Here is a 16,060-nt window from a genome sequence, read left to right as displayed (position 1 = left end):
TTCAGTTTTTGATATAAACTGAAACCAGAATTTAATCTATAAGTGAGTGTCTGGTCATAGCTTCTGGCTGAGGGACACCTATTAATTTTAAAATTGTAGGAGCAACATCGCCTAAAACACCGTCATTTATTTGTTTTAAGTCTTTATCGATTAAAATAATAGGCACTGGGTTTGTAGTGTGTGCCGTATTTGGTGTGCCATCTGGGTTAATCATGGTCTCACAGTTTCCGTGGTCGGCAATAAGCAATGTCGTGTAACCGTGGTCTAAAGCGGTTGTTACGACATCTTTTACACAAACATCTACGGCTTCACAGGCTTTAATAGCGGCTTCCATAACACCAGTATGTCCTACCATGTCACCGTTGGCAAAGTTTAAACACACAAAGTCGGTTTCCTCTTTCTCTAATTCCGGGATTAACGCATCGCGCAGTTCGTAGGCACTCATTTCCGGTTTAAGGTCGTAAGTGGCTACTTTTGGCGAATTCTTTAAAATTCTGCTTTCACCTTTAAAAGGTTCTTCCTGTCCGCCAGAGAAGAAAAAGGTAACGTGCGGATATTTTTCGGTTTCAGCGATTCTGATTTGCTTTTTATCGTGTTTAGATAAAACCTCTCCCAGAGTTTCGGTTAAGTTGTCTTTATTGAAAACCACTTTAATTTTCTGGAAATTCTCGTCGTAGTTCGTCATGGTAACATAATACAAGTCCAGTTTATGCATGTTTTCTTCATGAAAATCGGTTTGAGAAAGTGCCTGAGTCAGTTCGCGACCTCTGTCAGTTCTAAAATTAAAGAATACGACCACATCGCCATCTTTAATTTTTGTTACAGGCTGTTGCTTGTCGTCGCACATAATAATAGGCTTGATAAACTCATCGGTAACCTCGTTCTCGTAACTCTTTTTAATGCTTTCCGTTGCATTGGTAGAATGTTCGCCTTCTCCTAAAACTACAGCATCGTAAGCCAGTTTTACACGTTCCCAGCGTTTATCTCTATCCATAGCATAATAACGTCCAGTAATAGAGGCTAACTGAGCCGGAGTATCTTTAATATGTTCTTCTAAAGTCGTTACAAATCCGAGTCCTGATTTAGGGTCTACATCACGGCCATCGGTAAAGGCATGTACAAAAACATCTTTAAGTCCGGCATCATCCGCTGCATCTAATAAACCCAGTAAGTGATTGATGTGAGAGTGTACACCACCATCGCTTAAAAGGCCTAAAAAGTGTACCGGCTTATTATTGGTTTTGGCATAATTAAAGGCGTCTACCAGCACTTGTTCTTGTCCTAAAGTTTTATTTTTAACAGCTAAGTTTATTTTAACCAGATCCTGATATACAATTCGACCGGCACCAAGATTCATGTGTCCTACTTCACTATTTCCCATCTGACCTTCAGGAAGTCCTACATGTAATCCGTCTGTGCGTAGTGAAGCATTAGGGTAAGCGGTATATAAAGCGTCAATAAATGGGGTTTCTGCATTATCAATTGCCGATACTTTTGGGTCTGGAGATTTTCCCCAACCATCAAGTATCATTAAAATAACTTTCTTGTTCATAATGTCGTTTTTATTATCACTGTAAAGATAAAAGTTTAAAATGGCTTTAGGGAATTTTTCGACTTACAAAATCCAAGTTTTTACGAAATCGTTATCACTGTTTTTCAAGTGTTTCATCCGCTTTTTTGTGGGGTTTGTTTTGATAAACGATTTGTTTAGAAATAGTTAAAAAAATGTTATAGAATGAAAATTACTGTAACAATTCAAAAAATGGCTCGTCTTTTTAATACAATCAAAAAAAATCAATCAATTAATTTAAAATCTTTCATCATGAAAAAATCAACAGTTATCATCGCAATCGCTTTAGGGTTTTTAACCACTTCAATTCAGGCAGCAAATGTATTTACAGATCCAAACACAGATAGTTTTGAAATTGGAATGACCAAAAGTGAAGTAAACTTATTATGTACCTCTATTGCTAAAGGCGATATTGACATCGTTAAAAAACTAATTGCTATGGGAGAAGATGTAAACGAAAGATCGAATGGTCTTACTCCTGCCATGTATGCCGCTCGTCATAACCGAGTGGAAATTCTTCAGCTTTTAATTGCAAACGGAGCAGATCTTGAAAAAAAATGTGCTAAGGGGCATACAGCTATAGAGTATGCAGAATCTACAAATGCTCTAGAAGCAAAAGCCCTTATCGAAAAAGTTTTAGCCATGAAATAAATTCATGCGTTTTATTTGAATTAGTCAAAGCAATACCGCCTAAAGTGTTTTAGGCGGTATTCTTTTTTATAAGAATTTAATTATCACTTGGAGGCATGTAGGCGGGCACCAGATTGTCGATAGGCTTTATACTTTTTAGATATTCGAAAATCGCTTCCAGATCGTCATCTGTTAATTTACTGAAATTTTGCCAGGGCATTGGAGGCATCAGCGGACGACTGTTTTCTAATCCTTTGTATTTGCCTTTGCGTAAGGCGAGTTTAAACTGTTTTAAGCTCCAGGAGCCAATTCCTGTTTCGTCTGGTGTTAGATTAGACGCAAAGGAGGTGCCCCATGGACCAACCGCTGCAGTTAATCCGGGGTTGAACAATAACCAGTTTCCTGTAAGTGATTCTTTTTTAAATTTAGGAAGAGAATCTGTGCTGGGGTGTCCCATAAGCCATTTATCCATATCGGGAACCGGACCCTGTTCGGTCATTTTTTTCGGGGTGTGGCAGTCGGCGCAACCAATGGTGTTTACCAGATAGTCTCCGCGTTTAATCAGTTCTGCTCGTGTTGGAGCTGGGGCCGATTCAGGGATGTTGGTTGTTTTTTTTGTGTCGCAACTCCAGAGTAGCATTAGAGAGGCGCAGGTTGCAAAAGCAATAGTTTTCATAAGGAATTATCTGTTTAAGGTTAGTTAATTCCATAAATCTAAGGCTTTTGTGTTGAAAATTAAATACTTGATTCTACTTATAGTTTGTCGGGGGAAAGCCGAAAACCTATAAGTCGTATTTAACTACATCGTATTAATTTGGTAACACAATGTGTTGTTTAGAATGACCAGAAACTGAATTAAGTATTGGCTAGTTTACGCCCATTGGGCCAATAACATTCATTGCCATTTCATAGTATACCATGCCTATAAATAGATTCACTATAAAAAACAAACAGGGAAAAATGGTCGATTTAAGTTTAATATTTCTGTTTAACAGGGTGTTGAATAAATGAACCAGAAAGGCGCTGTTAAAAATTAAGGCGGTTGAAATGAACAAAAGCCCTAAAATGGCAATTAAATTGTTTTTGGTAATAAGGAAAAGTAAAATTAAAAGCGAACTTAATACAAAAGTGAAAATTACAGATCGGATACTTTTCTTAACTAGTTTTCTTGCGGCGGTTGGATTGTTAGTGTGCATAGAACTTCCATAATTTAGGTTGGTTAACGAAAAAATTATTGATATTAGTAGCTAAGGTGAAGCAAATATAAAAATAAAGATTGTAAATAATCAAGCCGAAAAATGTTAAAGTTGTTATTTTAAATCGTTATAAATGTGTGTGTTACATTTGTTTTTAGAAGCTTATTATTCTGTTGTTGTCTAAGTGTTAAGTTTTTAGCATAAATTGAATTCGAGATGGACTTTTTTGAATTATTGATATATTTCTGATTTTTACTAAAAGCACAATTTTTTAATAGGTGTGTCACTCCTGGGCCTGGTTTTTTGCGTTTTATTTAGTGTAACCTGCTAATAACCATTAATCAATTGTCATGAAAACCAACCTTTCCTTTTATTTTCCAGTGTCATATTTGTACGGGATTGTCTTTACAAGCGCATTTCTTTTTAACTGAAAACCATAATGAAGTGGCATTATAAAGTTTTAGCGTGTGTTTATGCCATAACGAATAAGGAGATATGATACTATCTGGAAAAACCATACAGTATAATAGTGAAGAATTCAAAGCTGTCTTTGTGCGGCTCTATCCGCATATGTATTTATTAGCCTCGCGTTTGCTGGGATGCAATACAAAGGGGCGTGCTGTAGCCCAGCAGGTGTTTATTAGTTTATGGGAGCAGGAGACTCAGGAATTTCATAATGAATCAGCATTACAGGCTTTTTTGTACGATCTGGTTAGAAAAAGTTGTAAAAACAGGTGGTATTCGTAAACTTTTTTAAAAAAGTTGAATTTTCAATAATTTTCAGTGATTGCTTAGTTGTATTGAAGATGCTGTAAAAAGTATGGTTAAAAACACGTGTTGATTGTTTATTTTGTAGCTTAAGTAGTGTTGTAGTGTTGGTTTTTTAACAATTTTATTACATTTTATTTAAATTTCTTTAAGATTTCTGTCACCCACTTCAAAAAATCGTGCGTCCTTTTTATATACAACTCAAAAGGGTTGTTAAAACAATAAAAAACCAATACTAATTAATCAAATCGAAACGTATGAAAAGAACATTACTTTCCTGTGCTGCTTTTTTAGGCGCTTTAGCACTTAACGCACAAATTTCACTAGTAAAAGATATTAACCCTGGAACAGGAGACTCAAAACCTGGTGTTAATGGTTTCTTTAAATTTAATAATAAACTCTACTTTCAGGCGAATGATTCTTCTGGAGAAAATACAGGCGGTGAGAAATATGGAAGTGAACTTTGGGTTACTGATGGCACTGAAGAAGGCACAATGTTTGTTCAGGATACCAGAGAAGGGAGTATATCAGGGGGACCTGAGGGGTACTTTGAATTTAATGGTGAGTTATATTTTTCTGCAAATTCAGGAAGTGGTCATGAATTATTTAAATTAAATGCTGCCGGAACAGGAGCAGAGCCTGTAGGAGGCGTGCCTGGTTTCTATAGCTTTTGTGAGTTGGATGGTAAAATTTATTTTGTAAATAATCAAAATCAGGCAGATTCTAGCTTGTGGGTTTTTGATGGCACATCCGCAAGTCAAGTGACTAATAATTCTGAGGCGACTTTAGGTACAGAAGTGCTTTCTGGTGGAGTGTCAGACATAGCACCTAAAACTATTTTGCCTTACAAAGGAAAGTTGTATTTTATGGCGACAATGTCGTTAGATAATGCCTCTGAGGATTTTTCTCAAAATATTGGATACGAACTTTATTCTTACGATCCCACAACGAGTGAGTTTGCTTTAGTTAAGGATGTTACGCCGGGAGCAAACACTCAAAATGATGGTGCAGCCGGTAGTAATATTGCTTCTTTAACAATTATGGGAGATAAGTTTTATTTTAAAGCAGGAATAGATAATCATTTATATGAAAGTGATGGTACTGCAGACGGGACTATCCCTGTGTCTGCGTTAACGGATGCTGGTATTGATGGTGTTTTGTCTTTGTTTGTCTGGAATGATAAGTTGTATTTTGAAGGTGATAATGGTGTTGTAGAAACAGGTGAGGTAGCCGATACAAGTAGTGATGATCAACTTTTTATGTACGATCCTAGTGCTAATACAGTAACTCAGATTAGTTCGAATATAGAAGAAGATTATGACCCTCGTTTTTATGCGATTGTTGGTGGCGATTTGTATTATGCTGCTAAAATAGATGATGATGATACTGATTATAGTATTTTTAGATTGAAAAACGGATCTAATACGCCTGAATTAATTGAAGCTACTCTTGATTATGATTGTGAAGATTTAGTGGAATTAAATGGTAAGCTTTATTTTAATGGTGATGATGATGGTTTGGAAACTCAAGTTACAGGAGCAGAGTTGTATGTTTTAGACCCGGCTACACTTTCTGTTAAAGATGCTCGATTGTCTACAGCCAGAATCTACCCTAACCCTGCTACAGATTACTTAAAAGTATCTAACGAGTTAATAAATGCGCCTTACAGCATTTACGATGTTACTGGTAAAATGGTAAAAACAGGAGTAATTACTTCAGATACCTTAAACTTTAACTTAAATACAGGATTATATATTTTCAGTGCAAAAACAGAAGTTGGTACTGTAACTAAAAAGCTTGTTATTAAAAAATAAGTATATCCATAATTAACTAGGTTAATTTTAAAATACCGCTTTTTAAGCGGTATTTTTTTTGTTTTTATCTGAAGCTGTTTTTTATATGATCTTCATTACAAGTATGTAAAATGTTTTGGGGAGAGAATGGTGGAATTATTAACAAAAAAGAAAGGGCTCAGTTTAAATTTAGGTATAGTATTTGCATAAACTTGCTAAAATGTCTTGATATTCAGTATAACTTTGTTAAACTTGCACTAAGTTTATGCTATTGTTAAAGTTAAATTATAGTTTAATTATATGCTAGAAGATATCGTGAATCATATGGTTTTATTTAAAATTATAATGTAAAGCATTGGCAATAAGTGTAATGAGAGTATCTGGGAAAATCATTCAATACAACAGTATAGAATTTAAAGACATATTCGATCGTCTTTTTCCGCATTTGTATTTGCTGGGTTCTCGTATTTTAAAGAGTGAAGAGAAGGCCAAGGATGTTGCTCAGGAAGCTTTTGTAAAGCTCTGGGAAAAAGATACAGAAGAGTTTAAAAGCGAAAAGGCCCTGCAGGCGTACTTATACGTACTGGTTAAAAATGCCTGCATAAGTCAGTTGCGTAAAGAGAAAAATGTTCTGAATACTACTTTAGATGAAGGGCTTAGTGTAGGACAACAATCGTTTTTAAACGAAATTTTAAGAGAAGAGACTTACACCTTATTATATGATGCTATTCAGGAATTATCACCTCAGGCCGAGCAAGTTGTGCAGCTGGCGCTCAAAGGAATGAGTAATCAGGAAATTGCCGATCATCTTCAAATTTCCATCAATTCGGTAAAAACAGTTAAGAAGCGAGCCTATGCTAAACTACGGGATTTGTTAGGTGCTCAGGTTGTCGCTTTACTTTTGACAAACTTTATTCAGTTTTTTTAGAAATTTTTAACAAAACTGTCACCCGTTGTGCGAATAATTGCGTCATTTTATTGTACGTGTTAATTTGTTGTAAATTAATAGTTAAAAAATGAACGAAATTAAAAATCATATACAATATTCCAGGCTGCTGGTGGGTAAGGTGCTTGGTACCTTAACTGAAGCGCAGGAAAAGGAGCTGCAGGCCTGGGAACGAAACCCAAATAATAAAGCCTTAGCAAAAGATATTTTAAATCCGGAAAGTTTTGCAGAGTGGAAGCAGAAATTTCAGGCTGTAGATACCGGAAAAGAGTGGAGTTACTTTTTAGATCGCATGAATCAGTCAGTGCAGACTAAAACTAAGGTACGCAGATTACGCATGGTAAAATGGACCGCTGCAGCAGCTGCAATTTTAGTGGTTGGTTTTGCTTTGTTTTCTGTATTTAACACTACCGATGTTTATGAAAAATACGACACACTTGAAGCGTCCAGTATAGCGCCCGGGTCTTCCAGTGCGCAGTTGGTGTTGTCTACAGGAGAGGTTGTAGATCTTAAAGACGGTGCCGAGAATGTAATTGCAGAAAATGAGGTGGCTGTAGCGAATACCAAAGGCGTTTTGTCTTATGCGTCGGAAAATGATAAAAATGTTGTGGCTTCTAAAGTGAATACTTTAAGAATACCTCGTGGTGGTGAATATCAGTTAGTGCTTTCCGATGGTACTAAAGTGTGGTTGAATTCCGATACCGAGTTGACTTACGAAGTGCCGTTTACAGGCGAAGCAAGACAGGTGTCTTTAAAAGGAGAAGCCTTTTTTGAAGTGGCACCAAATAAAGATATGCCGTTTATAGTGTCTACCGGAGAACAGAAAGTTCAGGTTTTAGGTACGAAGTTTAATGTATCTGCTTATAGCGATAAACCGGTAATAGAAACTACTTTGGTTGAAGGTAAAGTAAGTGTAGAGGATACTTTAAGTCACGATGCGCTGACACTGGCACCTAACGAACAGGCAATACTTGATTTAAAAACTGCAGGACTTGAAAAGCATAAGGTAGATGTGTATCCTTATACCGCATGGAAAGACGGTCGTTTTGTGTTTAATAATGTGCCACTGGAAACTTTATTGGAAAAAATGTCTAAGTGGTATAACGTAGAAGTGGTGTTTGCAAACGATAGTTTAAAACATATCAAATTTACGGGAGACCTTCCTAGATATAACGATATGACAAATATTCTCGAGATTATAGAAGCAGAAATGTCTGTGCATATAAAAGTGGAGAATAATAAAACTATTTATGTAATTAAATAGTAGTCAGATTTTTAATTGGTGTTTCTGCCAAATTTTACTTAAATTCCTAATTAGCAAATATATTATGAGAGAACCTAAGTTACTAACCTCTTTTCAGTGTTCTGAAAGGCCATTAAAATATTATTGGTAAACTATGAGATTGTCGATTATTTTTATCCTGAGTGCAGTTCTTACTTTAAATGCAGCAGGTTACTCACAATCCAAGCGTGTGAGTATAGACTTAACTAATGTGAGCTTTTCTAAATTATTCGAAGAAATTAGAAAACAAACAGATTACAGCTTTTTCTATAACGAACAAAAAATCGCCGAACTCGGCCGGATTTCTGTAAAAGAATCTAACGTTACTGTAAATAATCTTTTAGATGAGGTTTTACTGGGAACAGATTTATCGTTTAAACTTGTAGACGGTGTAGTAGTTATTGTTGAAAATACACCGGTGCAAGATCAGTCTATTACAGTTAAAGGTGTGGTTATCGATGGTAAAACAAATGACCCTTTACCAGGAGTAACTGTTTTAGTAAAGAATAGTAAGTTAGGAACTTCAACGGATTTTGATGGTAATTTTGCTATCAGATTACCAAAACCAGATTATACACTTGTGTTTTCTTATGTGGGATATAAAACCCAGGAAATTAAGGTAACGAAAGATGAGACCTTAAATGTAAGAATGGAAGAAGAAATTCTTGGACTGGAGGAAGTTGTAATAACCGGGTATCAGGTGATTGATAAACGGGAATTAACAAGTTCAATCTCTACAGTAGAAGCTGAAGATCTGGATATTGTTGGGGCAATTAGTGTAGATAAAATGCTTGAAGGTAAGTCTACAGGACTTATGATTACCAACTTAAGTTCTACACCTGGTGCAGCAGCTAAAATTCGTGTGCGTAGTGGTAGTACCTTTACAGGAAACCAGAGTCCGCTGTGGGTGGTCGATGGTGTTATATACGAAGACCCTGTACCATTAAGTGCCAGCGAGATTAACAGTTTCGATAATGTAAACATTATAGGTAATGCTTTAACAGGTATTAACCCTAACGATATTGCAAAAATCGATATTTTAAAAGATGCTTCGGCAACAGCTATTTACGGTACGCGTGCCGCTAATGGTGTAATTGTAGTAACTACAAAACGTGGTAAACAAGGAAAACCGGTATTAAGTTATTCGGGAGGTTATAGTTTTGTGCAGGCACCGAGATATTCCGATTTGAATTTAATGAATTCACTGGAGCGTATAGACGTGTCCAGAGAAATGTACGAACGCAACCTGGGGTATAGCCAGTCTTACGACAATATTGACAGATTAGGTTACGAAGGTGCTTTGCTGAATTTATGGGATGGTACTTATACAGAGCAACAGTTTCAGAATCGCGTAAGTTATCTGGAAACATTAAACAGTGACTGGTTTGGAGAGTTGTATCAGAATTCATTCAGTCAGCGTCATGCCTTAAGTGCATCTGGAGGTAGTGAAAACGCTAAATATTATTTCTCTATTGGTTACGACGACCAGCAGGGCGCAGAGCAAAATGTGGGATTAAATCGTATTACAGCACGTTCTAATCTGGATTTAGATGTTCGCGAAAATTTAAAATTATCGTTTAGAGTAAACGGTTCGGTTCAGGATGCAACTTATAACCATGGTTCAGTAAACCTGTTTAATACGGCCTATTATACTTCCAGAAGTATCCCTATTTACAACGAGGACGGATCGTATTTTTTACAGAGCCAACAAATATATGGCGCTGATAAATATGGAGATCGTGCCTATGCAGGGTATAATGTGTTGAAAGAAATGGATAATTCTGAAAGAAATATTACCAATAAAGATTTAACCATTACGGGGACATTGAACTGGAAATTTTTAGATAATTTCAGATTTAACAGCCAGGTAAGTTATAGAAATACGACCAACCTAACTGAAGAATGGATTACTGAAGATACCTATTACGCTGCGAATTTACGTACTTATGATGCTTTCGAAGATTTAATTCAGGAGCGTGTAGATTTAAACAGTCAGTTGCCGTTTGGTGGCGTGTACAGTGGTGGTATGGTAAGTCAGGACACCTATGCAATTACCAATCAGTTAAACTATAATTTACGTAAAAACAGGCATTCATTTAATGTTAACTTAGGTCAGGAAGCCCGTTCTATAAACTACTGGGGGGTAACAGGTTTTTCTGTGCCAGGATATAACCACTATCAGGGTAGAGGGTTTATTGCTCTTCCAAGATTAACTGGTACTACAACGGAAGATGGTGATTCTATAAAAGACTACGCAAGTTATGATTACGATGCTATGATGGATTGGTTAACCACAGACGGAGGTCTTAGTGTGTATCCAACAATTACAGACCGTGTAACAAACAGTATGTCTTATTTTGGGATATTAAATTATGTGTTTGATAACCGTTATGTGGTAAACTTTAATATGCGTAGTGACGGGTCTAACCAGTTTGGACAGTACGAGCGTTATAAATTTAAGCCAACATGGTCGGTGTCTGGACGTTGGAATATCCAAAATGAAAAATTCTTTGCGAATACAGATAACGTAAACGAACTGGCTTTAAGAGCGTCTTATGGTGTTAGAGGGACTATGCCAAATACAAGTCCGTATTTAATTATCTCGAATTACGGTAGAAATAATGCCGTGTATTATCCTGAAACTACGGCGCAGTTAAGCGAGTTTCCTAATGCTAATTTACGCTGGGAAAAAACCACAACTACAGATGTTGGACTTAACTTTAGTTTATACGATGGCCGTTTAAGTGGGGCTTTAGACTACTCATATTCTAAGAGTGAAGATTTATTACAGTCCAGACCAATTTCTTTAGTAAACGGTTCTGCAACGCAAATGTTTAATTCGGGAAGTAAGGATGTAAGTAACTACGAAGTGTCTTTACGTGCCGTTTTGCTTAAACAGGACGATTTAGGTTTAAGTACAAACTTTAACTTCTCATATAGTAAAGATCGTGTGTTAAAAGGTTTCGAAGATGGTGCACAGCTTGGAGGCTTAACTGTAAACGATTATTTAAATGGAAGTATTTACCGTGAAGGCTTCCCGACGAATGGATTCTTTGCGTATCAGTTCGATGGATTAAACGAGCAGGGCTTACCAACCTTTAAAAATCTGGTAATGGAAGATGCTACACCGGAAGAGCAACTGGAAGCCGTGTTAGAATATCAGGGGAGCCGTGTACCATTGTACTATGGTGGCTTCGGTTTACAATTACGCTCGGGTAACTTTAATTTTTCAGCTAATTTCACCTATAAGTTAGGGTATAAAACAAGATTGTTACCATTGTATAACGGGAACCAGAACCTGCCTTTACCTTACGAAAACATGTCGGGTGAATTTAATAACCGTTGGAGACAACCTGGAGATGAATTGGTAACAAATATTCCTACAATTACCAATTATAATCAGTCATTTACATCAAGTTCAGCTCAAGCCGATGGCTTAGATTATATTTATGTAACAAACGAAAGTTATATTGTTCCTAGTGGATCTAATGCCTGGTGGATGTACGATCGTAGTGACGCCCGTATTGTAAATGCAGACCATATTCGTTTACAATCTTTGACCTTCTCTTATAATATTCCAAATAAATTAATTGAAGGGGCGGGAATCAGTAATTTAAATTTAGGTATTCAGGGAAGTAATTTATCATACTTCGCTTTCGACAAAGATTTAAGAGGACAGGATCCGGAGCAGGTTTCAGGAGTTGGTTTACCAGCCTTACCTACCTATAGTTTAAGTGTAAACATGAGTTTCTAAAAGAATTGAATATGAAAAAAGTACTATATATATTATTACTGTTACCGGTATTCGGATGTAGTGATTTTCTTGATGAGGTTAGTCAGGATAAATTAATACCGGAAAAAACGGATCACTATGCAGCATTATTGTTATTAGAATTTAACAGTGAGTATCCAATTTTTAGGGATGTAGATTATATGACTGATAACATAGTTGAAGATGCCAAGGCATTCGCTTCAGATAAATTCAGCCATAAAACAACATATAGCTGGCAGCGTGAAATAGAAATTGATGAAGATGGTAATACGATATCGGGAATTAATCGTTCCTGGGAACGTATGTACGAAGACATTGCCATAGCAAATTATGTTATTGAGCAGATTGATGAGGCTTTAGGTGAGCAATCGGAAATTGATAATATTAAAGGGGAAGCGTACTTTGTTAGAGCTTTAAGTTACTTTAACCTGGTAAACCTTTACGGGCAGCCTTACAATGCAGGATCGGCCGATTTTGATTTAGGTGTGCCTTTGCGTTCAGATATTGGAGTAGAGTTTACTTATAGCAGAAGTACGGTAGCTGAAAGTTATGCGCTAATTGAAGCCGATCTTGAAAATGCTATGGAGTTAATTACAAATAGTGGTATAGAGAAAACTATTTATCACCCGAATATAGCGGCTTGTAACCTGTTAATGTCACGTATTAAACTGTATCAGGAAAAATGGCAGGAAGCGATTGATTACGCCGATCTTGTGATTGAGCAAAAGCGTTTAACTAAAATCTCTGCGGCTACACCTTTTATATCAGAGAGTAATAGTGAAGTTTTATATTCATATTACACTACTAACCCCATATTTAGACTATATAGTTCTGGTACAAGCTTAAATGAAGTGAGTTATTATACCAATCCGGAATTGGTCAATTTATACGATGACGAAGATATTCGTAAGGACGCTTTCTTTTTAGAGGTTGGCGATGGAACTGGAAAAACGTATTTCCGAACTAAAAAATACCAGATGGGCTTATATACCGATTTAGGTTTTGCTAATTTAAGAGTATCTGAAGCGTATTTAAATCGTGCGGAAGCTTATGCGCAACTAGGAAACACAGCAAGTGCATTAAACGATATTAAAACCTTACACAGTTACAGATATTCCAATACTTCCAATATTGTATATCCGGATAGTAATATTATTGACTATATTTTTGAGGAACGCCGTAAAGAATTCTGTTTTGAAGACCACCACCGTTGGTTCGATTTACGTCGTATGGAAAACAGACCGGAAATTAAGCATGCTTACACTATCATTGAAGAGTCTGGTGTAAGAACAGGGACGGAAACCTTTACGTTATTATCTGACGATATTAATTATACCCTGCCAATTCCGTTAAAGGAAAGAGAAAACAATCCGCAAATTAGAAATAACGAGCGCTACGAAAAAATACCGGTGATTACCGATTAATTAAAGAGTTTAAATAATCTTTTTAACTAACAACATTTACGTTCTTATGAAAAACAAAATATTAATATATATCATGTTGCTTATGGTCTCGCTTACAGCCTGCCATAACGAAGATGAATTAGAAGCTTCTAATAAAGATGTAGACAGGGTAACTTCCCAGATAGATGTATCTATCGCAGATGTGGAGCGCTTTTATGCAGACTATAATATGGGGCTGCTGTTTGAATACGACCAGAATTTAGATTTTGCCTATGTGGCGTCTTCCGATAATGAAGCGTTAATCTGGGGAGATATGGAAATTCCTCAGGTAAGTACGCTTTTCGATAACGATGATACAGGTGTGGTTTTACCTGAAAATAAAGCGGCTTATCAGCAGTATAAAACGGATATTGCAGCCTTATTAGACAATAGTGTCTTCAAATTTTTTAAACCTAATTCAGCTATAGCTGGTAAGATGCCTTATAAGGTATTGGTAAGCGAATCTATCTTTAGTCCAAGAAACGTTGCTGGTGAAGCTTCAGATGTTATTACCGAATCAGAAGGTCGTTTTTCCAGTGATGCTACCAGTCAGCTAAGAACAGTGTATAACAACAACTCGATGGTATTTGGTGTAAATCTGTCTGACATAGGTGATGAAACGGAATTCTCTAAAGATAATTTCTTTATTTTCTTTTCAAGAATTTTGAGGATGCACAATCTTTACGATGCAATTCCGGAGTCCTTTTACGCTAATAAAGATGCGTATTACGGTTTGGAAATGGAGCCGGTTTACAGAGAAGAACTTGATATAGCTGATGAAAAACTGGTTTTTGTAATCGATAAAGACTGGTTCTATGCAAAAGGCTTTATTACTTCAAAATATTTCTTTGATTCTGGTTTAGGAACTATTTATCAACGTTACGACGAAGACGGGAATGATTTAGGAGTAATCGGGCAAATAAGACATTATGACGCGATTGCACCAGACGATGAGTTTGTGGAAGATGAAGGTGAAGATGTAAGGGCGTATTTAAACGAAATGATTTACCGTACGGGAGATGAAATTTTAGCTTTCCCGCAGAATATTCAGGATAATATGAAGCTGCTTTTAGACTTGTTTACAGGTTGGGGCGTAGATATGTTAGCCGTTAATCCGGATTTAGAGGTGTTAAATTAATTTATAAAGAAAAGACATGAAGAAGAATCTAGTATATACACTTTTATTAGGCGTTTTTGGTTTGTTATTATTTCAAGCCTGTCAGGACGATCCTGAATTCCCGGATCCAGGCTTCGAAATTACCGATCAGCGTGTTGAAGTGAGACGAGATACGGCCGATTTTTATAATGTGCACATGACTATGAAAGTGCCTAATAAAGTTGATGTTATTGAAGTTTTAGACGGATTGAATTATGATTTGGTGGAAACCATTGATGAGTATCACGGTAAAACCAATTTCGATTTTGACTATCTGGTAGATCTTACAGGAATTCAAAAAGATTCTGTATTAAACTATATTATTAAAGTTACCGATCAGGATTTACGTAGTTTCAACCGCGGTATCAGAATTTCAGTAAAAGGCTTCTCTTTCCCGGAAATTAAATTAGTTGGGGGTACAGATGTAGCGGTAGCTGCACCAGCCTATGTTGTAAAAGGTACCATATCTACCGGTTTAAATACCATAGAATCGGTTAGGGTGGTATTCGACGGTGAAGTACAATATAGTTACGATGCCATTCCTGGAGAGGAATTACATGAAATGGATTTAAGTGCCCAGGTGTTATTAGGAAACCTGGAAGAAGGCGTGAGATATCCAATAGACATTATAATATCTGATAATACAGGACAGGAATCTACTACGGTGGTAAACGTAAGAAAAAGCAATCTTGTAAAAAAGCCGTATAAAATTTTATGGAAGAATTCACAAGATGTACAGACCGAAATTACACCAACTTTCGACGAAAATGGTAACTTGGTAACCTTTGTAGTTGCTTTCCCTAACAATGGAAGTGTGCGCCAAACGAGTTTTGAATATAACGAGTTGAATATGGTTTCGGTTATGCGCTATAGAGCATATGATTCGCCAGGAGGAACATTCCCTAGGGAAAATGTGTTCTATTTTAATTATATTCCAGGAACCAAGCAATTAGAAACCATTACAGAACAGGAGTTTGGTTACGACGAAAATGGAAACCTTTCTTCAGAAAGTGCTGTTTCTACTCAGTCCAGTCAGTTTGTATACGAAGGAGAATCTACTAAGGTGTTATCATTTAGAAGAAGTTCTACCGTAAGTGATGTGTACTATAGCGATCCGTTTAACTTAGGTGAATATGTGTATGGAGAGTATTTCCAGTCGCAAAGCTATATTGGTAGTAATACTGTGCGAAGACAACACAGAGAAGATTACGATCCGGTGTTAATTCCTACATATATAGAAGGTCTCCCACCGCATCATGATGCACTAACAGGATCTAATTTAACGGTGTTTCAGGATTTATTATACAGTAAGTATATAATGACTAAAACGGTGGCTACAGATCCGGCCTATCCTGGAGGGTATTTAACTCAGCCAAGTTATACTTATGAGACCGATGAAGATGGTAATATTTCGTCTATTAACAAATTGTATACCGATGGCTCTTACCAAACTAAAGGCGATACAGAAATTTTTACGTTCTTCTACGCCGAATAATTAATTTAAA

At 36.5% G+C, this 16,060-nt stretch carries 12 protein-coding genes; 9 read left to right on the top strand and 3 right to left on the bottom strand.

Annotated features, from left to right (window positions below; all coding sequences use genetic code 11):
- Window positions 1-31: 31 nt before the first annotated feature.
- Window positions 32-1,552, bottom strand: a complete 1,521-nt coding sequence (gpmI, locus tag I3217_RS09825) for a 2,3-bisphosphoglycerate-independent phosphoglycerate mutase (protein WP_435049584.1) — start codon at window positions 1,550-1,552, stop codon at window positions 32-34.
- Between the two features lie 270 nt (window positions 1,553-1,822).
- On the opposite strand from gpmI, the gene I3217_RS09820 reads away from it, so the two are divergent.
- Window positions 1,823-2,221: an ankyrin repeat domain-containing protein gene (locus tag I3217_RS09820; protein ID WP_435049583.1), complete on the top strand. Its 399-nt coding sequence runs from the start codon at window positions 1,823-1,825 to the stop codon at window positions 2,219-2,221.
- Window positions 2,222-2,297: 76 nt separating this feature from the next.
- Here I3217_RS09820 and I3217_RS09815 read toward each other — a convergent pair whose 3' ends face one another.
- Together I3217_RS09815 and I3217_RS09810 are read right to left on the bottom strand one after the other, a co-directional pair.
- Window positions 2,298-2,876 (bottom strand): c-type cytochrome, encoded by a 579-nt coding sequence (locus I3217_RS09815; protein WP_435049582.1) that lies wholly within the window; start codon window positions 2,874-2,876, stop codon window positions 2,298-2,300.
- A 190-nt stretch (window positions 2,877-3,066) separates the two neighbouring features.
- Window positions 3,067-3,396 (bottom strand): hypothetical protein, encoded by a 330-nt coding sequence (locus I3217_RS09810; RefSeq protein ID WP_435049581.1) that lies wholly within the window; start codon window positions 3,394-3,396, stop codon window positions 3,067-3,069.
- Between the two features lie 495 nt (window positions 3,397-3,891).
- Here I3217_RS09810 and I3217_RS09805 point away from each other — a divergent pair, with 495 nt between their 5' ends.
- The 8 genes from I3217_RS09805 (at window position 3,892) to I3217_RS09770 (ending at window position 16,050) form a co-directional block, all read left to right on the top strand.
- The gene (locus I3217_RS09805; RefSeq protein WP_435049580.1) at window positions 3,892-4,143 is read left to right on the top strand and encodes an RNA polymerase sigma factor; all 252 of its coding nucleotides are present in this window, start codon (window positions 3,892-3,894) and stop codon (window positions 4,141-4,143) included.
- Window positions 4,144-4,421: 278 nt separating this feature from the next.
- The gene (locus I3217_RS09800; RefSeq protein ID WP_435049579.1) at window positions 4,422-5,978 is read left to right on the top strand and encodes a T9SS type A sorting domain-containing protein; all 1,557 of its coding nucleotides are present in this window, start codon (window positions 4,422-4,424) and stop codon (window positions 5,976-5,978) included.
- A 334-nt stretch (window positions 5,979-6,312) separates the two neighbouring features.
- Window positions 6,313-6,885 (top strand): RNA polymerase sigma factor, encoded by a 573-nt coding sequence (locus tag I3217_RS09795; RefSeq protein ID WP_435049578.1) that lies wholly within the window; start codon window positions 6,313-6,315, stop codon window positions 6,883-6,885.
- An 88-nt stretch (window positions 6,886-6,973) separates the two neighbouring features.
- A complete protein-coding gene (locus I3217_RS09790) occupies window positions 6,974-8,167 on the top strand; it encodes a FecR domain-containing protein (RefSeq protein ID WP_435049577.1) in 1,194 nt (397 codons plus the stop codon).
- A gap of 133 nt (window positions 8,168-8,300) precedes the next feature.
- On the top strand, window positions 8,301-11,939 hold the full coding sequence (locus I3217_RS09785) for a SusC/RagA family TonB-linked outer membrane protein (protein WP_435049576.1): 3,639 nt from the start codon (window positions 8,301-8,303) through the stop codon (window positions 11,937-11,939).
- 11 nt (window positions 11,940-11,950) lie between these two features.
- A complete protein-coding gene (locus I3217_RS09780; protein WP_435049575.1) occupies window positions 11,951-13,381 on the top strand; it encodes a RagB/SusD family nutrient uptake outer membrane protein in 1,431 nt (476 codons plus the stop codon).
- Window positions 13,382-13,427: 46 nt separating this feature from the next.
- Window positions 13,428-14,537, top strand: a complete 1,110-nt coding sequence (locus tag I3217_RS09775) for a hypothetical protein (RefSeq protein WP_435049574.1) — start codon at window positions 13,428-13,430, stop codon at window positions 14,535-14,537.
- Window positions 14,538-14,553: 16 nt separating this feature from the next.
- Window positions 14,554-16,050 (top strand): hypothetical protein, encoded by a 1,497-nt coding sequence (locus tag I3217_RS09770; RefSeq protein WP_435049573.1) that lies wholly within the window; start codon window positions 14,554-14,556, stop codon window positions 16,048-16,050.
- The last annotated feature ends 10 nt before the right edge of the window (window positions 16,051-16,060 follow it).

It is taken from the genome of Formosa sp. S-31, assembly GCF_051172795.1.
Classification (GTDB): domain Bacteria; phylum Bacteroidota; class Bacteroidia; order Flavobacteriales; family Flavobacteriaceae; genus Formosa.
This window is presented reverse-complemented; position numbering and strand designations above follow the sequence as displayed.